Origin of the sequence: Pedobacter sp. 22163, from assembly GCF_052045595.1 — a bacterium.
GTDB lineage: Bacteria > Bacteroidota > Bacteroidia > Sphingobacteriales > Sphingobacteriaceae > Pedobacter.
This window is the reverse complement of sequence record NZ_JBQEPM010000008.1, coordinates 55,409-79,005: the sequence shown is the minus strand read 5'-3', so window position 1 is coordinate 79,005 and position 23,597 is coordinate 55,409. Positions and strand designations below refer to the sequence as shown.

The following is a 23,597-nucleotide window of genomic DNA, read 5'->3' as shown; positions in this document are numbered from 1 at the left end:
ACAGATCATGCTAATTAAATCAAATGTAGTGGTCTGTGAAGACACAGACCACGGAGATTACATTTTATAAAAATACATTAAATATACCTGTTAATTAAGTTTTCCAGATATTCTTGCTTTCCGCTGCGTACCTCTGGTTCGCCGTTTTCTGCAGCGTAATTTCTCAAATCTTCCAAACTTAGTTTGCCTTGTTCAAATTCGGCACCCTTTCCACTATCAAATGAAGCGTAGCGGTCTGTTCTTATTTTTTTGTAATCAGATTTTTGAAGAATGGCATCTGCAGTGATTAATGCCCTTGCGAAGATATCCATGCCACCAACGTGTGCATAGAACAGGTCTTTGGGATCTGTAGAGTTACGGCGGATTTTCGCATCGAAGTTTACACCCCCGCCCTGTAAGCCACCACCTTCTAAAATGATCAACATGGTTTCCGTTAGTTCGTTAATATCATTTGGGAACTGATCAGTATCCCAGCCATTTTGATAATCGCCACGGTTTGCGTCGATAGAACCTAATAAGCCATTATCTACTGCAACCTGTAATTCATGCTGGAAAGTATGACCGGCCAAGGTAGCGTGGTTAACTTCTAAATTTAATTTGAAATCGGCAAGCAGATCGTATTGTTGTAAAAAGCCTTTCACTGTTGCCGCATCGTAATCATATTGGTGTTTAGAAGGCTCACATGGTTTCGGCTCAATGAAGAATGTTCCTTTGAAACCCTGTTTGCGTGCATAATCTTTAGCGGTATGTAAGAATTTTGCCAAGTGTTCCTGCTCACGTTTCATGTTTGTGTTCAATAAACTCATATAGCCTTCTCTTCCTCCCCAGAACACATAATTTTCTCCACCAAGGGCGATGGTCGCATCTAAAGCTGCTTTAACCTGTGCAGCTCCGTGTGCCAGCACATGGAAATCGGGATTGGTAGATGCACCGTTCATGTAGCGCTTATGGCTAAATAAATTCGCTGTTCCCCAAAGTAATTTTACACCGCTATCTGCTTGTTTTTGCTTGGCATATTCAACTAGGGCCTGTAATCTGCGCTCGTTTTCGGCAATATCGTCGCTATAATCTACCACATCCACATCATGGAAACAATAATAAGGGATCTGCATTTTAGTGATAAATTCAAATGCTGCGTCCATTTTATCTTTTGCCCTTTCTACTGCATCTTTTTTTTCATCCCAAGGGAAAATGTGCGTTGCGCCACCAAACGGATCTGCACCGTTGCCGTTAAATGAATGCCAATACGCACAGGCAAACTTAAAATGTTCGTTCATGGTTTTGCCTGCTACTACTTTGTTGGCATCGTACCATCTAAAGGCTAATGGATTGTCGCTTTCAACGCCCTCGAACTTAACCTGTTCTATGCCTTTAAAAAATTCTTTTGCTCCTGTTACTACTTTTGTCATGTTTTTTTGTTTTTTGGTTGGTGGTCTGTTGGTCAATAGTTCGTCTCAATATGAACGATCAACCATTAACCAGTTGCTAATTGTTTCTCTAATATTTTTTTCCAATCCTGATAAATGGGTTCGTATGCTGCCGAATGTTGCGGAATTAAAGTTTTAATTACTTCATGGTTGTTAAAAGCTTCTTCTGCGTTTTTAAAAATTCCGGCACCTATACCTGCACCTAAGGCTGCGCCAACACTACCGTCGTTTTCGTAAAGTTCTACCGGAATGCCCGTAACGTCAACAAAGGTTTGTGCAAATACATCACTTAAAAAGAGGTTGGCCCTCCCAGCGCGGATTACTTTAGGTTTCATGCCGTTTTCTCTCATAATATCCAGTCCATATCGGAAAGAAAAGGCAATCCCTTCTTGTACTGCCCTAAAAATATCTGATTGATTATGAAGATTTAAGTCGATGCCTAACAACTGGGCTCCGGTATATTTGTTGTTTAACATCCGCTCGGCACCATTTCCGAAGGGAATTACTTTTAAGCCATTGCTACCTATTGGCGCTTTTAAGGCCAGGTTATTCAGTTCAGGATATGTAGATTGTGGTGCGAAATTGTATTTTGCCCAACGATACATGCTGCCAGTGCCATTAATGCAAAGTAAAACGCCGGTGTGTTTTTTCTCCTCCGAATAGGTTACGTGGGCAAAGGTATTCACCCTCGACTGTTTATCGTAGGTAAGATCGTTGCTTACCCCGTAAATTACACCTGATGTTCCGGCCGTTGCAGCAACTTCTCCAGGCTTTAATACATTTAAAGAAAGGGCGTTGTTAGGCTGATCGCCGGATTTATAAGCTACAGGGATACCGGCTGACAGGCCTAAAGACGCTGCAACATCAGCTTTTAAATAACCGTGTTCGGAAAATAAAGCTTTCACCTGCGGAATAACGTTGCCTGAGATTCCGTAATAATCCATTACATCTTTGGAAATTTCATGATTTTCAAAATCCCAGAAAATGCCTTCAGATAGTGCAGAAATACTTGTTGTAATTTCTCCTGTTAATTTCATTGAGATGAAATCGCCCGGCAGCATTATTTTATCGATGTGGTTATAGATCTCTGGCTCATTTGCTTTTACCCAGGCTAATTTTGATGCAGTAAAGTTTCCGGGGGAGTTTAACAGGTGTTTTAAGGATTTCTCCTCTCCAATGGCCTCAAAAGCACCATTGCCTAACTCAACGGCCCTGCTATCGCACCAAATAATACTATCACGCAGTACGTTTTGGTCTTTATCTACTACAACCAGCCCATGCATTTGGTACGCAATGCCAATGGCTTTAATCTCTTTAGGGTCAAATAAGCCGGTGGCATTTAATTTAAAGATTGCCTGTTGAACATTTTGCCACCATTCATTTGGCGATTGCTCTGCCCAGCCCGATTGCAAAGATTTAATTGCTGTTTCCTCTTCCGGGTATTGTGCTGTCGCAATGTTTTTCTGTGAAGCTACATCAACAACTGCAACTTTTATAGATGAGGTTCCTAAATCAATCCCTAATAAATACATGGTTTTAAATTATTTTAATATTTGGTTATGCAAACGGTTGCATAAAGATAGTGCTTAAAATATAAAACGCAAATTTTTGTTACATTTATTCCTTTTTATGCAATCGGTTGAATTGAATTTTCTTTCCTAATTTAAACTGCAATCGAATTATTTTAATTTATATTTTTGCAACAACATTTAAAATTAAGTTATGGAAGAGATTACCTGGAATGATTTTGAAAAGGTAGAATTGAGGGTAGGCACCATTTTAGAGGCCTTCGAATTTCCTGGAGCCCGGCGACCTGCTTATAAAGTTAAGGTAGACTTTGGCGAATTCGGTATTAAAATGAGCAGTGCGCAGATTACCAAACATTATTCTTTAGACGAATTACCCGGGAAACAGATTGTAGGGGTGATCAACTTCCCTAAAAAACAGATCGGCAAATTTATGTCCGAATTTTTGGTAACAGGTTTTGCCGACGAAAATGGTGATATTGTATTGGCTGCCGTACAAAGTAAAGTTCCTAACGGGAGTAAACTTGTGTAAGGTTTGTAGGCTTCTGAAGTTTTGCTTGCCCCTCAGCCCTTGAAAACTTTGGAAATCTGCGCGTTATTTGTTTACCATTAGCACAGGTTTTGTTCGATAGCCCTGATTGACGCGTAAAGCCCGCATCCCGATTCTTCATCGGGAGAGGACTTGTAGCAAAAAGCAGGACTGAAGCAACCGATTAGCGCTGTAACTGCGCTCCAAAAACCTAATCAGAAAAAATTACCTACAGACTTCCGAAGTTTCGCCTGACTGTTACCTTTGGAAACTTCGGAAGTCTTACCCTATATTTGCCACATGAGTTTTTACAACTTCGAAAATACCGACCCTGAAGAAGAGGATATCCATTATATGAAATTGGCTTTGGAAGAAGCAAAAAAAGCTTTGGCTGAAGATGAAATTCCAATCGGCGCAATAGTGGTTAGTAAAAACAGAATTATTGGCCGGGGCTACAATTTAACTGAGCGCTTTAATGATGTTACTGCGCATGCTGAAATGCAGGCGTTTACCTCTGCAGCGCAAACGATAGGCGGGAAATATTTAAGGGATTGTACCTTATATGTAACCATCGAGCCTTGTGTAATGTGTGCCGGTGCAAGTTACTGGACACAGATTGGCCGCATTGTGTATGGTGCCAGAGAAGAAAAAAGAGGCTTTATCTCCAAAAACGCGAACCTGCTGCATCCGAAAACGGTGTTAAAAGGAGGAGTAATGGCAGAGGAATGTGCATTATTGATGAGGGATTTTTTTGCAAAGAAAAGGTAGAGGTGATAAATTAATGGCTCATGGTTTATAGTTCATTGGCTAGCGGCTATTTTACTATTGGCCATCAACTATTGACTAAATAGTAAATTTTTTCATTAAAACTGTTTGGCTATCGCCCTGAGCCTTACAACTTTTAAACCTTCCAACTTTACAACAACAGTACAGAAAACGATTTGATGATAATAACATGAACAAATCTTAACGTTCTAATGTTATATTTGCTACAAGAAACATTTTTAAATCTTTAAACATAAAACATTATGGCTTTTGAATTACCTGCGTTACATTACGCAACCGATGCATTAGAACCGCATATTGATAAAACTACCATGGAAATCCACCATGATAAACACCATCAAGCTTACGTTACCAACCTAAATAAAGCATTAGAAGGTAAGCCAGAAGCGAGTTCTAGCATCGAGGAAATTGTAAAAAACATTTCAAAATTCCCAGCTGCTGTGAGAAACAACGGTGGAGGTCACTATAATCACTCTTTGTTCTGGAACATTTTAGGCCCAAATAAAGGTGGTGAGCCAACTGGCGATTTAGCTAAAGCAATTAACGAAACTTTTGGTTCGTTTGCTGATCTTAAAACTAAATTACAAGAAGCTGGTGCTACCCGTTTTGGTTCTGGCTGGGCTTGGCTATCAGTAGGTGCTGATAAAAAACTTCAGGTTTCTTCTACACCAAACCAGGATAACCCTTTAATGGATGTTGCTGAAGTTAAAGGAACGCCAATTTTAGGTATCGATGTTTGGGAGCATGCATACTATTTAAAATACCAAAACAAACGCCCTGATTATTTAGCGGCAATTTGGAATGTAGTTAACTGGGATGCAGTTGCTGAGCTTTACAAAAAAGCTTTGTAAGCTAAACATTCAATAAAATTTAAGAAAGTCCCGATGCAAATCGGGACTTTCTTGTTTTAAGATAATTAAGTAACTTCGCAGATATAAAATGTTCGAAATGAAAAGGCTTGTAATTTTATTTTTAATTATTGTTGGTGTAAATGGATTGGTGCGTGCACAGCAAAATAAAGTACCTACTCCAGGGGAAATTGCACAGAAGAATGTGGAGGATCTGGATAAACGATTAAAATTAAATGGAACGCAAAAAAGCGTAATTTACAGCTTTACCTATAACCAGGCGAAAGAACAGGCTGATTTAATCAAAAGACAACAGGCAGGCAACTCGCGCGAAGAGGATGTAGATAAATTTTATAAGCTACAGAACGAAACCTCAAAAAACATCCGTAATGTTTTAAGGCCAGAGCAACAAACCGAATATGATAAAATTATCGAAGAGCGTTTAAGCGGTAAAGGCCTTAAAGCAAAAAATAAGAAAAAGAAAAAAGGCGAAGAGGAAGAAGTGGAGAGCGATATTAAAGGATTGTTATCAGCACCTCCGGTACAAAAACAAGATCTTTAAACAAGCTAGTGCTCTCGTAATCGATTAATTCAATAACAAATGCCAGAGATAATCGTAGGTACTATTGTACTCGGACTACTATTGTCGCCGCAGTTACTTGCAGGTTTTTTGGCTAAGCGAACAGGCCGGAATTTTTGGTTCTGGTTTTTTATTTCCTTTTTAATCCCCATTGTTTCATTAATTGTTTTGATCTTTTTAGAAGATAAAAATCCAGCTGCATCAGGCTATAAGTTGGCTGAGCATGTAGATAGAGACCGTGAGCTAATTCACGAAGTTTAAATGATTCTTTTATTGATTTAGGCTCTTACTGATTATCTTCCCAGCTGTTCCTGTTTTACATCTCTTTGTAATTGGCTTTAATTTGTTGGGCTGGTTATCGGAAAAAACTAGGCTTTGCATTTGTTGGTTGCCATGTACCCTTTTCTGTTAGACTATAATTGAGACCAATGGTTCGGTATTTACTATTGCCCATAACCGATTGGCCGTGGCAGATTAAATTTTGCAGCCAAATTTTTTCAAACTAATTTTAATGCAGATTTGATCAATGTGTTAACGCTCGACTTATTCTTAATTGCAATAGGCACTTCTGTGTGGCTAAGTTTTTTTAAAAGAAAATGATTAATTTCACACCTAATATGATGAAAAAAAGATTTGCATTATCGGTCGTTTTAACTTTATATACAGTATTTAGCTACTCTCAGGGCATAGCAGATGTAAAGGTAGAACTAACCCCTTTCATCTACGATAAAATCTTTGAAATCAATCAATACAAACCAGTGAAGTTAGTTACCTATCTTGAAAATGTTTATTATAATGATGCCATTGTAAAAAGAGATACCCTTTACCAAGAGCATTTAACGGCGGATAACAAGAGGCTTTCTTATACTAGTTTTAATAAGAACAAAACAAAGTTAACGGCATTATATAAATATTTTCCTGAAAAGCATTTTCAAGAATGGAGAGATCAGGATCTAAATGAAATTAACTATAATCGATTGATAAAAAATCGTTTAGGTAAGAATCTAACTTTATACCAAGCTAGAGTTTTTAAGGGCGATACCACTAGCCGTACTTACACTAAGTTCTCTTATAATTCTGATGGTTTACTTGTGAAAAAAAGCTTCGAAGGCAGCTACGGAGCTAATAAACTTGGAACATCAGCTACAACTTACGATTACGTAAATAAGAATATGGTTTTGACCAAATCTTATTATGATACAAGCAAATCTAGTTTTTATCAGGCGATTGCTTATAAATACAATGCTGAAAATCTACCAGTTGAAAAAAAAGCTTATCAGGTTCGTAATAATATGCCCGATACTCCGGCACTATACACTTATTATACTTATGATAGGGGGTTATTGGTAAATGAAAAATATGAAGATTTTAATGACAAAGCAAAAAAGATAGCAACAACTGTTGATTACTATTACAACTCAAACAAACAATTGATTAAACTCCATACCAAGTCAGACACTTTATTTAAAACTGTCGTTTATGAGTATGGCGGAGAAAAATTAAAAAAAGTAACCATTCAGACAAATACATTAATTGGACTTAATAGAGAGGAGCGCGTTTATGTATATGACAAATCCAAACTACCTCTTACCTTTGTAAGGCTATTTGAATATGATGAATTCGGAAATGTAATCAGATTAAAATATTTTCTAAATGGTCAACGTCAGCATGAGTTCGTTAAAGAGCTTGTGTATTATTAACTCTAGATTCCTACTACGTCTTTTTTCTTTTTTTGCTTCATGGCTTTTGGGATAATTTCTAAAATCTCATCTTTTAAAGCATTAAGCATCCGTTTTTTAATAAAGTTTTTATGGGTTACCAGGCTGATCTCGCGCACAGGCTCAGGTGATTTAAAATGTCGGATTTTACTAGTCTGTTTTGCATTTAATTCTGCTATGGCCAGCTCGGGCAATAATGTTGCGCCACCGTTTAAATCAACCATACGCACCAGGGTTTCTACACTGCCTGTATTGTATTCCAGTCCCTGTAATCTGTTGTTTTTTGTAGAGCGGCAAATGTTCAATACCTGATTGCGCATACAATGACCTTCGTTCAAAAGCCAGATGTTTTCATCGTTCAGATCTTCGGCATCAACGGCCTTCTTTTTATAAAGCTTGCTGTTTTTGCTGATATAGCTTACAAAGTTTTCGTAATATAATGGAAGTTCGGTAATGTTCGGATCGGTAAGTGGCGTGGCTAAAATACCACAATCCAGTACACCTGTTTTGAGGTGGTGAATAATATCTTCGGTGGTATATTCCCAGATTAAAAGTTTTAATTCAGGATATTTATCCAGCATAGCAGAAATTACTTCGGGAAGCAGGTATGGTGCAACAGTTGGAATAACGCCTATTCTTAGTTCGCCTAAAACATCCTGCTGCTGACTGCTGATCAGTTCTTTTATTTTTCCACTTTCCTGTAAAATAATCCTGGCCTGGGCAATAATCTGGGCGCCAATTTCGGTCGGGCTTACCGGTTGTTTGCTCCTGTCGAAAATTTTAACGCTGATCAGTTCCTCTAGTTTTTGCACCTGCATACTTAAGGTAGGTTGCGTTACAAAACACTTATCTGCAGCGGTAACAAAACTTCTGTAAGTATCTACAGCAACGATATATTCTAGCTGAACTAAAGTCATATAGTTAAAATTTATTTATAATACCAAATATATCAATTTTGACTATAATAGAAAAATATTTGAGACACTGATGGATGGGTAATTGAGCTGTGAATGATTTGGATGAATAAGATTCTCCGTTAAATGAGACATTTAAACAAAACGTTGAATAGAATATTTAAGTAGGATTGATTTAATTAGTGATAATCCAAATCATCACCGGTTTTCGAGATTAATTAGGTATTTTAGTTTTATGAACAGAATCGCTTTACGCTTTGTCCTTCTTGTTATTTCTCTTCCGCTGGCCTTTGCGGCAAATGCCCAAAACCAATTTCCCGATTGGGCATTAGGGCCATTTATACGACCGGAAAACGTTAATCCCATTATTTCGCCAAAAGCCCAAAGTGTTTTCTTCGACCCGATGAGTAAACAAAAAATAGCTTGGGAAGCAGGCGATGTATTTAATCCTGCTGCTACTGTATACAAAAATAAAGTATATCTGCTCTATCGTGGAGAAGACAGGTCAGGTAATGGAATTGGTATGCGGACTTCCAGAATAGGTATTGCTGAGAGTAGCAATGGCATTACAATGAAGCGGAATCCAGCGCCTGTGCTCTACCCTGATGAAGACAATCAGAAAGCATACGAATGGCCGGGTGGTTGCGAAGATCCGCGAGTTGCGGTTACCGCAGAGGGTATGTATGTGATGCTGTATACCCAATGGAACAGAAATATATTCCGCCTGGCTGTAGCCACTTCCAAAGATTTAAAACACTGGACCAAACACGGCCCTGCGTTTAGTAGAGCCTATAATGGTAAATTTCAAAATCTCAAATGCAAATCTGGTTCAATTGTAACCAAGGTGGAAAATGGAAAACAAGTGATCGCCAAAATAAATGGCAAATATATGATGTACTGGGGCGAACGTTTCATGAATATTGCGACCTCGATCGATCTTATCAACTGGGAACCAGCTTTAAATGCAAAAGGTGATTTAGATTTAATTGTGAAACCCAGGAAAAAATATTTCGATAGCGACCTGACCGAGTGCGGTCCGCCGGCAATTGTAACCGATAAGGGTATTTTAGTTTTATATAATGGTAAAAACAGGAGCGATGCAGAAAGAGATACCAACTATGTAGCCAACACCTATTCGGCCGGGCAGGTGTTGTTCGACCTGAAGCATCCTTCAAAAGTGATCGCACGGCTTGATCAACCTTTTTTCGTACCTACAGCGCCTTTCGAAAAAAGCGGACAATACCCCTCAGGTACGGTTTTTATCGAGGGACTGGTTTATTTTAAAGAGAAATGGTTTTTATATTATGGCTGTGCCGACAGCCGGGTAGCAGTAGCCATTTATGATCCTGCCGCTAAAAATAAGCCATAAATAAAATTGCGCAGGATAACATCCTGCGCACCATTGTAAAACTTATTTAGTAACGGCTTTCGAAATCCTGATAAGCCAGGGCAATACCTTCGCGAAGTTCTATTTTATGTTTCCAGCCTAAATTATGAAGTTTGCTTACGTCCATTAATTTACGCGGTGTTCCATCAGGTTTGCTGGCATCGAATACCAATTCGCCTTCAAAGCCCAATACATCTTTGATTAATAAAGCTAAATCTTTAATGGTTAAATCGTGCCCTGTACCAACATTGATCAAATGTGGTTCGTTGTAGTTTTGCATCAGGAAATAACAGGCATCCGCCAGATCATCTGCAAACAAAAATTCGCGCATGGGTGAACCGGATCCCCAAACCACAATCTCTTTTTCGTTATTTGCTTTTGCTTCATGTACCTTACGGATCAAAGCAGGTAAAACATGCGAATTTTGAGGGTGATAATTGTCATTAAAGCCATATAAATTTGTTGGCATTACCGAGATGAAATTACAGCCATATTGATCGCGGTAGGCATCGCACATTTTAATCCCCGCAATCTTTGCAATCGCATAAGGTTCGTTGGTATGCTCTAAGGTTCCGGTTAAAAGGTAATCTTCTTTCAAAGGTTGTGGGGCCATTTTAGGGTAAATACAGCTCGATCCCAAAAACATGAGTTTCTTAATGCCATTTACATAAGCATTGTGGATCACATTATTTTGTATAGCTAAATTCTCGTAGAGGAAATCGGCCCTGTATGTATTATTGGATACAATGCCACCTACCTTTGCTGCGGCAAGAAATACATAATCTGGTTTTTCTGCTGCAAAGAAATCGGTAACCGCCTGTTGGTTGCGTAAATCTAGCTCGCTCGAAGTTTTGGTTATAATATTCTCGTAACCCTCTTTTTGCAGTTTGCGGTAAATGGCCGAACCCACCATACCACGATGACCTGCAACATATATTTTAGCGTTTTTTTCCACGGTGTTTTTTATAGGTTACAAAAATACGATTCCTAAATAAGAATGACATTAATCTTTCTGGCAAAAGAAACTTCGATTATTGATTTAATTGTATTTTTGCAGAAAAAAAACTTTTGGGTAAAGATAAACTTAGGCGTTTTGCAGAAATTGAAACATTTGCAAACGTATATCAATTAGAACAAGGAAAAACTTTAAAGGGAAACTGGGCTTCAGAACATTTTAAAAATACGAATCCCATTGTACTCGAACTGGCCTGTGGAAAGGGCGAATATTCGGTAAACTTAGCCAGGTTATTTCCTGAAAAAAACTTTATAGGTGTTGATTATAAGGGTAACCGCATTTGGAGAGGTGCAAAAACAGCTATTGAAGACGGAATTAACAACGTTGCTTTTTTAAGAATCCAGATTGAAAATTTATTGGATTATTTCAACGAAGGAGAAATTGACGAGATTTGGATCACTTTCCCCGATCCGCAACCACAGGATAGCCGTGAGAAAAAACGCTTGACTTTCCCTGCATTCCTGAACCGTTATAAACTTGTTTTAAAACCAGGTGGCAATGTTAATCTGAAAACGGATAACGACCAATTGTATGCTTATACTTGCGAAAAGGTTGCAGAATTAGGATTGCCTGTACATAAAAATACCGATCATCTGTATACTTCTGAGCTGGTTGATGAAGTATTATCGATCAAAACCTATTACGAGAAAAAATACTTGTTACACGATAAAAATATTAATTATATTCAATTTTCTTTTGAATAATGGATACCAACTTTTACGAACAGGTTTATGAGATTGCCCGATTAATTCCGAAAGGGAGGGTTACATCTTATGGAGCTATCGCGAAAAGTTTAGGTGCAGCGAAATCATCAAGAATGGTTGGACATGCCATGCTCTATGCCGGAACAGCCCATCCTAATGTACCTGCCCACAGGGTGGTAAACAGTAGTGGTTTGCTTACCGGAAAGTTTCATTTCAAACCGCCTGAGCTGATGGAGGAGCTGTTAAGGAAAGAAGGTGTTGAAGTGAAGGACGATAAGGTTGTAAACTTTAAAAAAGTATTCTGGAATCCACTCGAAGAAATTACAATATAACGGGCAAACTTCGTTTATAATCAGTAAGGGTAAAAATAATCAGAATCAATAAGCCTAAACAGGCATAGAAAATTTCGTCAGTTAAATTGCCTTTAAAAATTGTAAATGCTAAAATAACAAGAACAATACTAACGAAAAACTCGATTAGACCGTGTAGTTTAAGATTAATGATTTTAAAAATACCACCGCTAAAACTTGTAGTTATCGTTAATAAAAAATGAATGATGCCCAATGCGTATGCCAGCGTTGAGGCGGTTTTAGAAAGGCCAAAAATATCAGGCGAAGCCAATAAAAGCATTACCAATAGGTAATCTAAAACGGCATGAAATTTTGGAGATATCATTTTCATAATTAAATGTTTATATCACTAACAAATAACAGTTAAAAAAGATTTTAAAATATGGGAAAGCTTGTAGAAGAATTTAATGGTTATCGTGAAAAAATGAACGATAGAATTATGGAAACGGCTAATACAAATATTAAACGATTTTTTGCGCTCGATACAACCTCCTATGCCGACGGAGCATTAGATGTTAAAACGAAAGAGATGTTAGGCCTGGTAGCCTCGATGGTTTTACGTTGTGATGATTGTATTAAATACCATTTGGGCAAGTGTTTCGATGCCGGTGTAAGCCATGATGAGATGAACGAAATTTTTATGATCGCCAATCTTGTAGGCGGTAGTATTGTAATTCCACATTACAGGAGAGCTGTGGAGTATTGGGATGAGTTGAGTTTGGAGGCGGGAGTTTAGAGTGATATTTCCTAGAACAATCACAATACACAAGCCGTCATTTCGAGCGGAGTGCAACGCAGCCGAGAACCACGTAGTGCTCAGCGAAGCTAAATCTGCCTAGATAGATCTCTCTCCCGAAAATTCGGGACTGCGCTTCAGTCGAGATGACGACCCCATTATATAAATCAGTCATTGTTAAATTATTTCAGCATCTTATCTAAAAATGTTGAAATAAAATCTCACTTAAATACCGTATGCAAGACTCAATAACCCGCTGCGCCTGGGCAGGATCCGATCCACTTTATATCAAATATCACGATGAAGAATGGGGAAAGCCTGTTTATGATGATAAAATTTTATTCGAGTTCCTGATCCTCGAAGGTGCGCAGGCTGGTTTAAGCTGGATTACTATTCTAAGAAGACGGGAAAACTACCGTAAAGCCTTTGCCAATTTTGAGGTTAACAAGGTAGCCGCTTTTACCGAAAAAGATGTAGAACGGCTGATGAACGATGAAGGTATCATCCGCAATCGTTTAAAAGTTAACGGAGCCATTACCAACGCCAAACTGTTTATCGAAATCCAGAAAGAATTTGGAAGCTTTTCTAAATACATGTGGAGTTTTGTTCCTGATGGTAAACCGATCCAAAATCAGATCGAAAAAATGAGTGATGTTCCGCCAAGAACCGAACTTTCCGATCAGATCAGTAAAGACATGAAGAAACGTGGCTTCAAATTTTTCGGCACCACCATCTGTTATGCACATATGCAGGCAACCGGCATGGTCAACGACCATTTATTAAACTGCTGTGCGAGGTAATGTTTGCTTCAGCTACAATACACACGGATAGATTTTTATTGAGGCAATTTTGTTCTGATGATCTGGCATTTGTTTTTGAAGGATTATCCCATCCGGATGTGATTCGCTATTATGGTGTGCGCTATGCAAGCCTGGAGGACACCAATGAGCAATTGGCCTGGTTCGATGACCTTCAAAAAAATGAAACAGGTATCTGGTGGGCAATCTGTGATAAAGAAAACCTTGGTCGCTTAGGGGCCATAGGGTTTAATGATTTAAGTAAAACGGATCAAAAGGCTGAAATCGGTTTTTGGCTGTTGCCCGAACATTGGGGAAAAGGCATCATCAAAGAAGTAGCAAATCCCATTTGCAATTATGCCTTTGAGAAATTAGGCTTAATAAAGATCGAGGCTATGGTTGAGACTCAAAATGAAAACAGCAAAAAGGTGCTGCAAAAACTTGATTTTGATTATCAGAAAACAATGGAGAACTGTGAAATTAAAAACGATGAGTTTATCAGTTTAGCCATTTATATAAAGTTAAAGCGTGAAGATATGAGTTAAACGATCTTGCAATCCTGATTCTATTTCTTTGTGGCGTTATATTCCTTAACCCATTCAATTACATCTCTGCTATTAAAATCTGTCCCGGCTTCAACTTTAGCTTTTAAAGTAGGTTGGTCGCCCATTTTTTGCAATAAAATATTTTTAACTTCAGTTTTTTTGGTGTCTTCGGTTATCGCTTTCATCGGCACTTCCTGTAAAGGACCAGCGCCTGGTTTTTCAATAAAGTAACGAACAATAGGCGCCCCTGCGGGTCTTTCTGGTGCAGCATTACGGCCACCACCAATGCTAATGCCTCCACCCATACCCATGCCGCCATAACCGCCGGTTCCTGTTCCAATACCAATTGATGGCCTGAATTTTACTTTTTTCTCTTTTACTGCAGGAACTAAGGTGCCTCCGCCAAAAGAATAAAGATTAACCGTTCCCATTTCGATTACTTTAACAAAACGGTATTCGAAATTGCGCCCATTTGCAAAACCCTTGCTCACAAAGCTATCACCGTTCCAGAAGAAGTTCTTAACATCCTTTGCCGGTAAAATCACATCGGCTTCATCATTGGCGCTAATAAAAACCGAAAAATAATCGGTGCCCTTTATCGTTCCACGGATGACATCATCGTTGTTTTTAACAATAAAATCCTGGGCTGAAAGTTGATTTAGCGTAAGTAAGAAAAGAAAAACAGATAATAGAAATTTCATATGCTCAATTGCTTTTCACAAATAACGTAACTTAATTCCAAAACATACTAATTCAAATTAATTTTGATATTTCCAGTCGCAACATCAGAATGTTCTTTTTGAAAATTGATAAATGATTCTTTCATTTTATTTAAAGCATAAGCCTTTGTATTGACAATATTCTTGCCCAATGCATAAAACTTATTCAAAACATAAAGCTTAAACAAATAATTCTTTAGCTCTGGATCAGCTTGGGTATCAGTCATCACTTTACGCAGATTTTCCCGATCAATAAAATTAACCAGTCCGATATTACTGGCAATGTAATTGGCGAGCTTGTTTATGTTTTCCTGCTCGTTGCTAAAAGCGTCTTTAGCGGCGTTAATATCTTCGATTGATTTTAGCTGTATTGCAATTTCTTTTGCCAAAACTTCTTTGCTGACGGCAACCAATCCCTTTGGAATATAAAATGTAGAATCGGTTTTATAAGGATCAACAAAGAGAAATAGCGTATCTTTTGTAGTTGGATTTATCAAAGTGTAGCGATCTACAATACCCGTACTCGAATGCTCACTACTTCTTTTCGTAAAGTCGATTTTTGATCCATCAGGCCAGCGGTAAGAATTTTCGAGTTTGGCCATTCTTACCCTTAAGTTATCCCGATCTGCGATGTTTTTAAAGGCACCACTACCTATTGGGCGATTAATTGATGCGCCATAACCATCATCAGATCCTTTTAGGTTTTCGAAAGTGATGTAGGTAATCAACGTATCGGATGGGAGCTGAGCCTTGGTTAAGCAGGCAGTCATGCAAAAAATTAAGGTAAAGAAAGTTTTCATAAAAGCGTTTTTTATAAATGATGCTTAAAGTAAGAGATTTCAATAAATAATTTATTTTTTTTGTTGATAAAGCATTTTAGTGATATGACTAACTTTGGTTACTTTTATCATCCGATAAATCTATTTGTCGGTATAATCATTAATCGGTGTAATCACATGAATAAAAAACTCTTTCTCCTAGATGGTATGGCGCTGATGTACAGGGCGCATTTTGCATTAAGTAAAAACCCTCGTTTCACCTCAACAGGCATTAATACATCGGCAGTAATGGGCTTTACCAATACTTTGTTAGATGTTTTGAAGAAAGAAAAACCAACACATATTGCAGTTGTTTTTGATACCGAGGCGCCGACTGAAAGGCATACTTCTTTCGAAGCATATAAAGCACACCGTCAGGCTATGCCCGAAGATCTGGCTGCTGCAATGCCTTATGTGATTAAATTAATTACAGGTTTTAATATTCCCGTAATTACCTCTGATGGTTATGAGGCCGATGATATTATTGGTACACTGGCTAAAAAGGCCGAACAAAAAGGCTATCAGGTTTACTGTATGACGCCAGATAAGGATTTTGCACAATTGGTTTCCGAAAATATTTTTATTTATAAACCTTCCCGCATGGGTAACGATATGGAAATACTGGGTGTAAAGGAAGTATTGGCCAAATGGGAGATCGAAAATGTGTTACAGGTAATCGATATTTTAGGATTATGGGGCGATGCGGTAGATAATATACCGGGCATCCCAGGCATAGGCGAGAAAACGGCAAAAGCTTTGATCAAACAATACGGCTCTATGGAGAATATTATTGCAAACTCCCATGAGCTAAAAGGAAAACAGCGTGAAAATGTAGAAAACTTTGCAGAACAAGGTTTAATCTCAAAAAAACTAGCTACTATTTTATTGGACGTTCCGGTTGAATTGGATGAAGCCAGTTTGGAACTCTGCGATCCAAGCCGCGATTTATTAGAACCGCTATTTACCGAATTAGAATTCAGGACTTTAGGTCGCAGGGTATTTGGCGATGAATTTTCGGTTACTACAGCACGCTTTCAGGAAGGTACGCAGACAGATTTATTCGGAAACCAAACTGGTGAAGCCATTCAATACACCAATACACTTGAAGAAGAACCAGCAGAAAAGCTTCCGGCTAAAACCATCGAAAATACAGAACACGATTATCAGTTGGTTGATACTGCTGCGCAACGTGCAGATCTGATTAAATTATTGCTTGCCGAGAAACGGATCTCATTTGATACAGAAACTACCGGTACCGATGCAAACATGGCCGATTTAGTTGGTTTATCTTTCTCCATAAAACCGGGCACAGGGTATTACATTCCGGTTCCGGCAGTAAGAGAAGAGGCTCAGCTTATCGTCGACGAATTTAGAGTTGTGTTGGAAAATGAAGAAATTGAAAAAATTGGGCAGAATACCAAATACGACATTTTAGTGCTGAAATGGTATGGCGTTCAGGTGAAGGGTAAACTTTTTGATACCATGCTTGCGCACTATTTAATCGACCCTGATACCCGCCATGGCATGGATGTTTTATCAGAGAACTACCTTGGTTATTCACCAATTTCTATTACCAAATTGATTGGTGCAAAAGGCAAAAACCAAGGCACCATGCGTGATGTGCCTGTAATAGATGTGGTAGATTACGCGGCCGAAGATGCTGATGTAACATTACAGTTAGCGCACATATTTGAACCAAAATTAAAAGAGCTAAATGCAGCGAAACTAGCCGAAGAGATTGAGAACCCTTTGGTTTATGTTTTGGCAGATATAGAAAAAGAAGGTGTTCGCATTGATATTGAAACCTTAAAAGCTTATTCCAAAGAGCTCGAAACTGAAATTATCAAGTTCGAACAGAATGTTTACGATAAAGCAGGAGTTAAATTTAACCTCGCCTCGCCAAAACAATTGGGAGAGGTTTTATTTGATAAACTTCAGTTAGATCCGAAAGCAAAAAAAACGAAAACCGGTCAGTATCAAACCGGAGAAGACGTTTTAATGGCCTTAGCAAGCAAAAGTGATATTGTACAGGATATTTTAGACTTCCGCCAGTTACAGAAACTTAAATCAACCTATGTTGATGCATTGCCACTAATGGTTAACCCTAAAACAGGTAGAGTGCATACATCCTACAATCAGGCTGTTGCAGCAACAGGAAGATTAAGTTCTAACAATCCGAATTTACAGAATATTCCGATCCGTACCGAGCGTGGCAGAGAGGTGCGCAAAGCCTTTATCGCAAGGGATGAAAACCACATTTTGTTATCTGCCGATTATTCGCAGATAGAATTGCGCATTATTGCCGAAATCAGCAAGGAAGAGAACATGCTCGATGCTTTTAACAAAGGGATCGATATCCACACCGCAACGGCAGCTAAAGTGTATGGCGTAAGCATCGAAGAGGTAGGTGGAACCCAGCGAAGAAATGCCAAAGCCGTTAACTTCGGAATTATTTATGGTCAGTCTGCTTTTGGCTTATCCCAAAATTTAGGTATTCCACGTAAAGAAGCTGCCGAAATTATAGAACAATATTTTGCACAATACCCAGGCATTAAACGCTACATGAGCGATACCATGAACTTTGCACGCGAGAACGGATTTGTAGAAACCATAATGGGCAGAAGACGTTATTTAAGAGACATTAACTCTGCCAACCAAACCGTAAGAGGTTTTGCAGAACGAAATGCCATTAATGCACCCATTCAAGGTTCTGCGGCAGATATGATCAAGATTGCGATGATCAATATCCATAAAGAAATGAAAGCACAGAATTTACAGTCAACCATGACCATGCAGGTACATGATGAGTTGGTGTTTGATGTAGTGAGATCGGAAAAGGAAGCGATGAAGGCAATTATTCAAGATAAAATGGCCAATGCCATTAAACTTGCTGTACCCATTGTGGTAGAAATTGGTGAAGGAGATAATTGGCTGGCTGCACATTAAAAAAATAAAAATATTCGTTATCTTCATTAAAACTTCATATCAATTAATCAATTTTATATCAACAAATAACGAGTAAACAAAAATTAAAGATTATGAAACCTCTGAGTGAAACGAAGAAGCTTCATGGTAATTAAAAAAACAAATCTAAAAAACATGAAAAAATTATTGAGTTTAATCGCAATCGCAGCATTTGGTTTAACAACAGCATTTGCTCAGACACCAGCTACGGCTACTAAAGCTAAAACTGTTGCTAAAAAAGAAGTAAAAACTACAACTGCACCAGTAAAAGCAGGTGTAAAACAGGAGGCTAAAAAAGTAGAAACTAAAACAACTACTACAGCTGCTAAAGTAAAAGCAGATGGTACACCAGATATGCGTTTTAAAGAAAATAAAGCAAAGGCAGTAACTAAAGTTGCTGGTCCAACTAAAAAAGACGGAACAGCCGATATGCGTTACAAAGCAAATAAAGCTGCTGCTGCTAAGAAGAATTAGGTTCAGGTTTATAATTTGAAGGGTCTCCAATGAAAATTGGAGGCCCTTTTTTGTTTTAATGGCTACGATTGATAGACTTCAATAAAAAAGTCGTCATTGCTTCGTCGGCTGAAAAAGCCTTCTCGCAATGACGACCTGTTGAAACTATAAACTTATCGTCTCACCAATTTCTGGCAACAATAAGATTTTGTTTTCTCGTTTAAATTTATCCAGGGCCACTTTGGTATCAATTTCGATTACCGGAAAAGTATTATAGTGTACGCCGATTACATTGTCACAGTCGAAATATTTAGTCGCAACCAAAGCATCATCAACATCCATGGTATAATTTCCGCCGATAGGTAAAATGGCATAATCCAGGTTGTAAATATCAGCCAAAACCTTCATCTCGATGGTTAAACCTGTATCGCCTGCAAAGTAAATCTGTTTGCCATCTACTTCAAGCACAAAACCTGCAGGGTTTCCACCATAACTTCCATCCGGTAAACCCGATGAGTGGGTTGCAGGCACCATGCGTACAGTTCCCCAATCGAAAGTAAATTTGCCAAAATTCATTCCGTGTACTTTTTCTACACCTTGTTTACTTGCCCAATCTACTACTTCTGGCATAGCAATAACAGTAGCTTGGGTTTGCTTTGCCAGCGCTACCAGATCGGCCACGTGGTCGCTATGGCCGTGGCTAACCAGGATATAATCGGCCTCAATGGCTTTAATATCTATATTTTTGGCTAATGGATTGTGTGATATAAACGGATCGAACAATAATTTTTTGCCGGCTGCTTCTAACAGGAAGCAAGATTGGCCGTAATAAGTGTATTTCATAATAATAGTATCAAGATTTGAATCTCAAGTAGCAAGATCGATTCTTCTTAAGATGAACAGTTTAGTTAACTAATGGTTTTATTGTCCAAACATACCGCCTAAGCCTCCAAGCATATCTTGCGCTGATGCCTGCATTTCGGCGGCACTAACTTGCTCAGCACTTGCCATAGCTTTATTAATAGCTGTTAATAAAAGTTCTTCTAATTCTTCCTTATCAGCATTTTTCAAAAACTCCTCATCAATAGAAATTCCGGTGATGGCCTTGTTTGCTGTAGCAGTGATTTTTATTGCACCATTTTCAACTTCGCCAAATACCGAAATGGTATCGAGGCGTTTTTTAATTTCTTCGGCTTTTTGTTGCGCCGCAAATAATTTATCGAACATAACTTGTTGTTTTTATTATAAAACTAAATCCGGCCTAAAATCGTATTGGCTTCATCAAGAAATCGCTCAATCCTTTTAGTACCTGTAAAGTGTTTAAGGTTTAAGGTGGCTGTTTTGTTTTTGGCTGGCAGTAAAATTTCTGCCCTAACTTCAGTACCTGAATAAATAAGATTGGTTGTTTTACGGATAATATGAAAACGGACCAGGTCATCAAACGGATATTCTTTTAACACGCGGCCAGCAAAAGTGGAACGGATAATTTTCCGCTGGCTTTTATCAAAACGGATGTTGGAGGTTGCTGCAAAAAGAAGTGCTAAACCAATAACCGCCGGAAAATAGGTGAGTAATATTTTTTGAAAAGAACCTTCGTTTGTTAAAAAATCTGGGTTAAGCAATATCGCAACGGTAACTCCTATCAAAATCAATCCAATGATTAAGCTGCCTATCTTATTATCGCGCAATAGGTACACGCCACCCTCTTCTTTAAAAAACTGAAAGTCGTAAATAGTTTGTTTAGGAATTACCGGTGCATTTGCAAAAACAAGTTCGTCGATTTTTGGAAGAACTTCCTGTTGAAATTGAATCAGATTCGGATTGTTGGCTTTGCTATAACCGCTTGAGACGATTACACCCCTGCCATGCCGGTTACTTTTTTTAAACAATCTGTAATTATATCCACTACCCATGATTTCATAAGCCTGTACTGAAGCAATATCCTCAAAGGGGATTGAACCTGTTGGCAAAAAACCGATCTTCTTATATAGAACCCTGCTGTTGCCATCAAAAATTACTTTTGTTTCAGCAATAAAAATCAGTAGTAATGGAATTAATAATAGGCAGCCATAATATCCAAGAGTGAAACCGGCAGAATAGCCCTGTACTGATCTCGATAAAAAGAAAATAAAGGCCGCAATTAATACAAAAAATATAACACCAACTATCCTTAAATTTCTTTTCGGATAGATAATCAACTTGCTTGGCTCAATAATCCATTTAGTTTTTGCCATAAAAATTAATCTTCATCAGAACCAGGCAAACTTCCGTTGCCATGGTAAGCCCCTTTACGGATAACCGGCATATTGAAATGTTTGTAAAGCTCATCAAGATGCATCAAACTTCCATTAGTAAGGTTACCTAAAAATATGATTACAATGTTCTTGTTTAAATCCCGCACATAAATATGGCGGAAACCATGCCACCAACCCGTATGATAAACTACTTTGTCCATATTTTCGCCGTCGAACATCCTCCAGCCATAGCCATAGTTAAAATGCCCGTTTATAGGTTTATTGCGACCTACATACGCTGAATCGAGACTCTTTTTGGTCAATAATCTTCCGTTTTTCAAGTATTTATCAAATAATACCAGATCGTGTACCGTGCTATAAATGCCTTTATCTCCAACAGGACCATCTAAAAAATTCTGCGCAACAGAATATCTGAAACTATTGCGGTCATGACCAACCACATCAACCGGAATTTTTTCATATTCAGTGGTGCTATACACATGCGTGTGCTTTAATCCAGCTGGTTTAAATACATGCTCCATCATGTATTGCGAGTAACGTTGTCCGGTTACCTTTTCTATAATGGCACCCAAAACCATAAAGTTTGAGTTATTGTAGTGAAAACGGTTATCGGGTTTAGTATATGGATTTGGTTTCCGCTCGGCAATAACATTCATTACTTCCTGATTGGTTACACCTTTTTTCATGTTGCGTTTTTCCTTACGCCAGATATCGTCAATGAAATAAACATAGTTCATCATGCCGCTGCGGTGAGAAAGCAATAATTTCACTGTTATGCCCTCGTATGGAAAATTAGGATAGAATTTCTTTACATTATCGTTTAAGGAAAGTTTTCCGGCTTCTACCAATTGCATAATGGCTGTACCGGTAAAAGTTTTGGTAATTGAAGCCAACTCAAATTCTGAGTTGATGGTTAAGCTATCGCGATGCAGGTAATCGGCCCATCCAACAGCTTTTTCGTAAAGAATTTTTCCGTCTTTAGCTACCAGCATATTTCCGTTGAAATTGAATTTCCGGTGTAGGTTATCTACAAAATCAGCAATCCATTTATCACCTTTTTGCGGATTATAAACCAATAAGAGGCTATCGGCTTTATCATCGTCTTTGGTGCGGATTTTTTTTTCAGCGGCCTTTTTCTCTTCAGATTTTTTGCTTGAACATGCGGTTAGTAAAGTTACAGAGAGGGCTAATGCTGAACATATATATCGAAAATTCATTTATATTAGGGATAGTGTATTTAAAACCCGAAAATTAAAGAATTTTAGACGGTTAAAACGAAAGAGTTTTACACATTTTCGCAATTTTGATTGTACCAGCACTCAAACAAGTGACCTTTACTTCCATAAACGGGATCGCTGTCTGGATTTTTCACTTTGGCTATGGTTTCATCTGCTTCAGGCCGCTCTTCGGCTTTGCCATATTTAATATCGTAGTCTGAGCCATTTGGATATGCACCAACAACAGTGAAGTCATCGGTTGAGTTCAGTTTTTTATGTGCTACACCTGCAGGGATGATAATTACATCACCTTTATCAAGCTCTATACAAACGCCATGCTCACCTCCAAACTGTACATCGGCCTTGCCACAAAATACGCCCATTACTTCGTGCGTATTGCTGTGGTAGTGGTGGTAATCAAAAATACCATCAACCCAGGCATTGGTATACCCGTTCTGTGCGAAAACTTTCTTAATTACTTCTTCGGTATCATCAGGATGCAACCTAAATGTACCTTTGTAAATCATTAACGGTAAAGTAGGATTGTTTGGAAAATTACCATTCTCCTCTATTTTATGTGCAACCAAGTAGGCTTCTTGTATCAATTTTTCTTTGTCCATGATTTGGCGGTGTTTTAATAGTAACAAAGTAATGGGCAAAGGGTTTAGAGATCGCGATCTTTTCTCCCGCAGATCCAAGGAGATTATCGCAGATTGTGGTTCATTTATTTATCCGCGTCCTTTGCGATCTCTGCGGGAAACAATTGCTACTTGGGTTTTCTCCCGCAGGTTTAAGAAGATAGACGCAGAGCTGCTCTCTTTTTTAAACTGATTTATATTTTGATAATTACAGAGATTATAATATTTTTAGTTAATCATCCTCAGTTAAGAATACCCATTAAATTTTTCTACATGGATGAGAACGATATCTCCTATCAAATAAGGGGTGCAATATTTACAGTTTACAATGCATTAGGCCCAGGCTTATTAGAATCTGTTTATGAAACGGTACTGGCTTATGTTTTAACCGAAAATGGCTTAGATGTTAAGCAACAGGTAAAATTGCCAGTTGTTTTTGAAGGTATAACCCTCGATGCCGGCTATCGGATAGATTTATTAATAAACGATCTGGTCATTTATCGAAATAAAATCAGTAGAAACACTTGCGCCTGTTCACCATAAGCAGGTACTTACTTACCTGAAGCTATCTGGCTTACGGCTTGGAATGCTTGTTAATTTTAATTCTTCAAACATATCACAATCAATCTGGAGAAAAGTGAATGGCCTTTGATAAGTGTTTCCTGCCGATC

The 23,597-nt window shown here is 38.3% G+C and carries 28 protein-coding genes; 16 read left to right on the top strand and 12 right to left on the bottom strand.

What is annotated here, in order from left to right; all coding sequences use genetic code 11:
* Positions 1-77: 77 nt before the first annotated feature.
* A complete protein-coding gene (gene xylA / locus ACTJKN_RS20095) occupies positions 78-1,409 on the bottom strand; it encodes a xylose isomerase (protein ID WP_440827528.1) in 1,332 nt (443 codons plus the stop codon).
* A 65-nt stretch (positions 1,410-1,474) separates the two neighbouring features.
* Positions 1,475-2,959 carry a xylulokinase gene (locus ACTJKN_RS20090; RefSeq protein ID WP_440827527.1) on the bottom strand — a complete coding sequence of 495 codons (1,485 nt, stop codon included), beginning with the start codon at positions 2,957-2,959 and terminating at the stop codon, positions 1,475-1,477.
* Between the two features lie 190 nt (positions 2,960-3,149).
* Between ACTJKN_RS20090 and ACTJKN_RS20085 the strand changes: the two genes are divergently transcribed.
* From ACTJKN_RS20085 to ACTJKN_RS20060, 6 genes are all read left to right on the top strand, one after another.
* Positions 3,150-3,485, top strand: coding sequence for a tRNA-binding protein (locus tag ACTJKN_RS20085; RefSeq protein ID WP_440827526.1), 336 nt, complete (start codon positions 3,150-3,152; stop codon positions 3,483-3,485).
* Between the two features lie 297 nt (positions 3,486-3,782).
* Positions 3,783-4,250 carry a nucleoside deaminase gene (locus tag ACTJKN_RS20080; RefSeq protein WP_440827525.1) on the top strand — a complete coding sequence of 156 codons (468 nt, stop codon included), beginning with the start codon at positions 3,783-3,785 and terminating at the stop codon, positions 4,248-4,250.
* A 260-nt stretch (positions 4,251-4,510) separates the two neighbouring features.
* Positions 4,511-5,119: a superoxide dismutase gene (locus ACTJKN_RS20075; protein WP_121285811.1), complete on the top strand. Its 609-nt coding sequence runs from the start codon at positions 4,511-4,513 to the stop codon at positions 5,117-5,119.
* A gap of 97 nt (positions 5,120-5,216) precedes the next feature.
* Positions 5,217-5,678, top strand: coding sequence for a hypothetical protein (locus tag ACTJKN_RS20070; RefSeq protein WP_108201436.1), 462 nt, complete (start codon positions 5,217-5,219; stop codon positions 5,676-5,678).
* Positions 5,679-5,717: 39 nt separating this feature from the next.
* Positions 5,718-5,957, top strand: coding sequence for a hypothetical protein (locus tag ACTJKN_RS20065; RefSeq protein ID WP_440827524.1), 240 nt, complete (start codon positions 5,718-5,720; stop codon positions 5,955-5,957).
* A gap of 335 nt (positions 5,958-6,292) precedes the next feature.
* Positions 6,293-7,396 carry a hypothetical protein gene (locus ACTJKN_RS20060; RefSeq protein ID WP_440827523.1) on the top strand — a complete coding sequence of 368 codons (1,104 nt, stop codon included), beginning with the start codon at positions 6,293-6,295 and terminating at the stop codon, positions 7,394-7,396.
* 2 nt (positions 7,397-7,398) lie between these two features.
* Here the strand turns inward: ACTJKN_RS20060 and ACTJKN_RS20055 are convergent, their stop codons facing one another.
* Complete coding sequence (locus ACTJKN_RS20055; RefSeq protein ID WP_440827522.1) at positions 7,399-8,331, bottom strand: LysR substrate-binding domain-containing protein; 933 nt, start codon at positions 8,329-8,331, stop codon at positions 7,399-7,401.
* 232 nt (positions 8,332-8,563) lie between these two features.
* On the opposite strand from ACTJKN_RS20055, the gene ACTJKN_RS20050 reads away from it, so the two are divergent.
* Positions 8,564-9,697: a glycoside hydrolase family 130 protein gene (locus tag ACTJKN_RS20050; RefSeq protein WP_440827521.1), complete on the top strand. Its 1,134-nt coding sequence runs from the start codon at positions 8,564-8,566 to the stop codon at positions 9,695-9,697.
* A gap of 46 nt (positions 9,698-9,743) precedes the next feature.
* Here the strand turns inward: ACTJKN_RS20050 and fcl are convergent, their stop codons facing one another.
* Positions 9,744-10,670: a GDP-L-fucose synthase gene (gene fcl, locus ACTJKN_RS20045; RefSeq protein WP_440827520.1), complete on the bottom strand. Its 927-nt coding sequence runs from the start codon at positions 10,668-10,670 to the stop codon at positions 9,744-9,746.
* Positions 10,671-10,783: 113 nt separating this feature from the next.
* Here fcl and trmB point away from each other — a divergent pair, with 113 nt between their 5' ends.
* Together trmB and ACTJKN_RS20035 are read left to right on the top strand one after the other, a co-directional pair.
* A complete protein-coding gene (gene trmB / locus ACTJKN_RS20040) occupies positions 10,784-11,434 on the top strand; it encodes a tRNA (guanosine(46)-N7)-methyltransferase TrmB (RefSeq protein ID WP_440827519.1) in 651 nt (216 codons plus the stop codon).
* Entirely contained in the window at positions 11,434-11,766 is a 333-nt protein-coding gene (locus ACTJKN_RS20035) for an MGMT family protein (protein WP_440827518.1), read from the top strand. The genes trmB and ACTJKN_RS20035 overlap by 1 nt, the downstream gene beginning before the upstream one ends.
* Here ACTJKN_RS20035 and ACTJKN_RS20030 read toward each other — a convergent pair.
* Complete coding sequence (locus tag ACTJKN_RS20030; RefSeq protein ID WP_440827517.1) at positions 11,756-12,115, bottom strand: hypothetical protein; 360 nt, start codon at positions 12,113-12,115, stop codon at positions 11,756-11,758. The two genes, ACTJKN_RS20035 and ACTJKN_RS20030, sit on opposite strands and share 11 nt — an antisense overlap.
* 51 nt (positions 12,116-12,166) lie before the next feature.
* Between ACTJKN_RS20030 and ACTJKN_RS20025 the strand changes: the two genes are divergently transcribed.
* The 3 genes from ACTJKN_RS20025 (at position 12,167) to ACTJKN_RS20015 (ending at position 13,862) form a co-directional block, all read left to right on the top strand.
* Positions 12,167-12,520, top strand: a complete 354-nt coding sequence (locus ACTJKN_RS20025) for a carboxymuconolactone decarboxylase family protein (protein WP_440827516.1) — start codon at positions 12,167-12,169, stop codon at positions 12,518-12,520.
* Between the two features lie 236 nt (positions 12,521-12,756).
* A complete protein-coding gene (locus ACTJKN_RS20020) occupies positions 12,757-13,320 on the top strand; it encodes a DNA-3-methyladenine glycosylase I (RefSeq protein WP_440827515.1) in 564 nt (187 codons plus the stop codon).
* Positions 13,320-13,862, top strand: coding sequence for a GNAT family N-acetyltransferase (locus ACTJKN_RS20015; protein ID WP_440827514.1), 543 nt, complete (start codon positions 13,320-13,322; stop codon positions 13,860-13,862). The genes ACTJKN_RS20020 and ACTJKN_RS20015 overlap by 1 nt, the downstream gene beginning before the upstream one ends.
* A gap of 20 nt (positions 13,863-13,882) precedes the next feature.
* Here ACTJKN_RS20015 and ACTJKN_RS20010 read toward each other — a convergent pair whose 3' ends face one another.
* The gene (locus ACTJKN_RS20010; RefSeq protein WP_440827513.1) at positions 13,883-14,563 is read right to left on the bottom strand and encodes a hypothetical protein; all 681 of its coding nucleotides are present in this window, start codon (positions 14,561-14,563) and stop codon (positions 13,883-13,885) included.
* A 47-nt stretch (positions 14,564-14,610) separates the two neighbouring features.
* Positions 14,611-15,381, bottom strand: coding sequence for a hypothetical protein (locus tag ACTJKN_RS20005; protein WP_440827512.1), 771 nt, complete (start codon positions 15,379-15,381; stop codon positions 14,611-14,613).
* A gap of 156 nt (positions 15,382-15,537) precedes the next feature.
* Here ACTJKN_RS20005 and polA point away from each other — a divergent pair, with 156 nt between their 5' ends.
* Both polA and ACTJKN_RS19995 read left to right on the top strand, forming a co-directional pair.
* Positions 15,538-18,345, top strand: a complete 2,808-nt coding sequence (gene polA / locus ACTJKN_RS20000) for a DNA polymerase I (RefSeq protein ID WP_440827511.1) — start codon at positions 15,538-15,540, stop codon at positions 18,343-18,345.
* Positions 18,346-18,498: 153 nt separating this feature from the next.
* The gene (locus tag ACTJKN_RS19995; protein ID WP_440827510.1) at positions 18,499-18,837 is read left to right on the top strand and encodes a hypothetical protein; all 339 of its coding nucleotides are present in this window, start codon (positions 18,499-18,501) and stop codon (positions 18,835-18,837) included.
* Positions 18,838-18,981: 144 nt separating this feature from the next.
* Here ACTJKN_RS19995 and ACTJKN_RS19990 read toward each other — a convergent pair whose 3' ends face one another.
* The 5 genes from ACTJKN_RS19990 to ACTJKN_RS19970 form a co-directional block, all read right to left on the bottom strand.
* Entirely contained in the window at positions 18,982-19,659 is a 678-nt protein-coding gene (locus ACTJKN_RS19990) for a metal-dependent hydrolase (protein ID WP_440827509.1), read from the bottom strand.
* Positions 19,660-19,737: 78 nt separating this feature from the next.
* Entirely contained in the window at positions 19,738-20,043 is a 306-nt protein-coding gene (locus ACTJKN_RS19985; RefSeq protein WP_057930731.1) for a YbaB/EbfC family nucleoid-associated protein, read from the bottom strand.
* Positions 20,044-20,066: 23 nt separating this feature from the next.
* A complete protein-coding gene (locus ACTJKN_RS19980) occupies positions 20,067-21,050 on the bottom strand; it encodes a hypothetical protein (protein ID WP_440827508.1) in 984 nt (327 codons plus the stop codon).
* 5 nt (positions 21,051-21,055) lie between these two features.
* Entirely contained in the window at positions 21,056-22,288 is a 1,233-nt protein-coding gene (locus ACTJKN_RS19975) for a serine hydrolase domain-containing protein (RefSeq protein ID WP_426326598.1), read from the bottom strand.
* Positions 22,289-22,356: 68 nt separating this feature from the next.
* Positions 22,357-22,908 carry a cupin domain-containing protein gene (locus ACTJKN_RS19970; protein ID WP_440827507.1) on the bottom strand — a complete coding sequence of 184 codons (552 nt, stop codon included), beginning with the start codon at positions 22,906-22,908 and terminating at the stop codon, positions 22,357-22,359.
* A gap of 291 nt (positions 22,909-23,199) precedes the next feature.
* Here ACTJKN_RS19970 and ACTJKN_RS19965 point away from each other — a divergent pair, with 291 nt between their 5' ends.
* The gene (locus ACTJKN_RS19965; RefSeq protein WP_440827506.1) at positions 23,200-23,469 is read left to right on the top strand and encodes a GxxExxY protein; all 270 of its coding nucleotides are present in this window, start codon (positions 23,200-23,202) and stop codon (positions 23,467-23,469) included.
* On the top strand, positions 23,414-23,578 hold the full coding sequence (locus ACTJKN_RS19960; RefSeq protein WP_440827717.1) for a GxxExxY protein: 165 nt from the start codon (positions 23,414-23,416) through the stop codon (positions 23,576-23,578). The genes ACTJKN_RS19965 and ACTJKN_RS19960 overlap by 56 nt, the downstream gene beginning before the upstream one ends.
* Positions 23,579-23,597: the final 19 nt, after the last annotated feature.

What these genes read in the sequence shown, in the direction of transcription:
- ACTJKN_RS19995 (WP_440827510.1), top strand. Translation starts at nt 18,499, where the DNA reads ATGAAAAAATTATTGAGTTTAATCGCAATCGCAGCATTTGGTTTAACA.
- ACTJKN_RS20020 (WP_440827515.1), top strand. Translation starts at nt 12,757, where the DNA reads ATGCAAGACTCAATAACCCGCTGCGCCTGGGCAGGATCCGATCCACTT.
- ACTJKN_RS20065 (WP_440827524.1), top strand. Translation starts at nt 5,718, where the DNA reads ATGCCAGAGATAATCGTAGGTACTATTGTACTCGGACTACTATTGTCG.
- xylA (WP_440827528.1), bottom strand. Translation starts at nt 1,409, where the DNA reads ATGACAAAAGTAGTAACAGGAGCAAAAGAATTTTTTAAAGGCATAGAA.
- ACTJKN_RS20080 (WP_440827525.1), top strand. Translation starts at nt 3,783, where the DNA reads ATGAGTTTTTACAACTTCGAAAATACCGACCCTGAAGAAGAGGATATC.
- ACTJKN_RS20030 (WP_440827517.1), bottom strand. Translation starts at nt 12,115, where the DNA reads ATGAAAATGATATCTCCAAAATTTCATGCCGTTTTAGATTACCTATTG.
- ACTJKN_RS19965 (WP_440827506.1), top strand. Translation starts at nt 23,200, where the DNA reads ATGGATGAGAACGATATCTCCTATCAAATAAGGGGTGCAATATTTACA.
- ACTJKN_RS20070 (WP_108201436.1), top strand. Translation starts at nt 5,217, where the DNA reads ATGAAAAGGCTTGTAATTTTATTTTTAATTATTGTTGGTGTAAATGGA.
- ACTJKN_RS20050 (WP_440827521.1), top strand. Translation starts at nt 8,564, where the DNA reads ATGAACAGAATCGCTTTACGCTTTGTCCTTCTTGTTATTTCTCTTCCG.
- ACTJKN_RS19985 (WP_057930731.1), bottom strand. Translation starts at nt 20,043, where the DNA reads ATGTTCGATAAATTATTTGCGGCGCAACAAAAAGCCGAAGAAATTAAA.
- ACTJKN_RS19970 (WP_440827507.1), bottom strand. Translation starts at nt 22,908, where the DNA reads ATGGACAAAGAAAAATTGATACAAGAAGCCTACTTGGTTGCACATAAA.
- ACTJKN_RS19975 (WP_426326598.1), bottom strand. Translation starts at nt 22,288, where the DNA reads ATGAATTTTCGATATATATGTTCAGCATTAGCCCTCTCTGTAACTTTA.
- ACTJKN_RS20060 (WP_440827523.1), top strand. Translation starts at nt 6,293, where the DNA reads ATGATTAATTTCACACCTAATATGATGAAAAAAAGATTTGCATTATCG.
- ACTJKN_RS19990 (WP_440827509.1), bottom strand. Translation starts at nt 19,659, where the DNA reads ATGAAATACACTTATTACGGCCAATCTTGCTTCCTGTTAGAAGCAGCC.
- ACTJKN_RS20010 (WP_440827513.1), bottom strand. Translation starts at nt 14,563, where the DNA reads ATGAAATTTCTATTATCTGTTTTTCTTTTCTTACTTACGCTAAATCAA.
- ACTJKN_RS20075 (WP_121285811.1), top strand. Translation starts at nt 4,511, where the DNA reads ATGGCTTTTGAATTACCTGCGTTACATTACGCAACCGATGCATTAGAA.
- ACTJKN_RS20035 (WP_440827518.1), top strand. Translation starts at nt 11,434, where the DNA reads ATGGATACCAACTTTTACGAACAGGTTTATGAGATTGCCCGATTAATT.
- ACTJKN_RS20005 (WP_440827512.1), bottom strand. Translation starts at nt 15,381, where the DNA reads ATGAAAACTTTCTTTACCTTAATTTTTTGCATGACTGCCTGCTTAACC.
- ACTJKN_RS20015 (WP_440827514.1), top strand. Translation starts at nt 13,320, where the DNA reads ATGTTTGCTTCAGCTACAATACACACGGATAGATTTTTATTGAGGCAA.
- ACTJKN_RS20090 (WP_440827527.1), bottom strand. Translation starts at nt 2,959, where the DNA reads ATGTATTTATTAGGGATTGATTTAGGAACCTCATCTATAAAAGTTGCA.
- ACTJKN_RS20085 (WP_440827526.1), top strand. Translation starts at nt 3,150, where the DNA reads ATGGAAGAGATTACCTGGAATGATTTTGAAAAGGTAGAATTGAGGGTA.
- ACTJKN_RS20055 (WP_440827522.1), bottom strand. Translation starts at nt 8,331, where the DNA reads ATGACTTTAGTTCAGCTAGAATATATCGTTGCTGTAGATACTTACAGA.
- ACTJKN_RS20025 (WP_440827516.1), top strand. Translation starts at nt 12,167, where the DNA reads ATGGGAAAGCTTGTAGAAGAATTTAATGGTTATCGTGAAAAAATGAAC.
- ACTJKN_RS19980 (WP_440827508.1), bottom strand. Translation starts at nt 21,050, where the DNA reads ATGGCAAAAACTAAATGGATTATTGAGCCAAGCAAGTTGATTATCTAT.
- polA (WP_440827511.1), top strand. Translation starts at nt 15,538, where the DNA reads ATGAATAAAAAACTCTTTCTCCTAGATGGTATGGCGCTGATGTACAGG.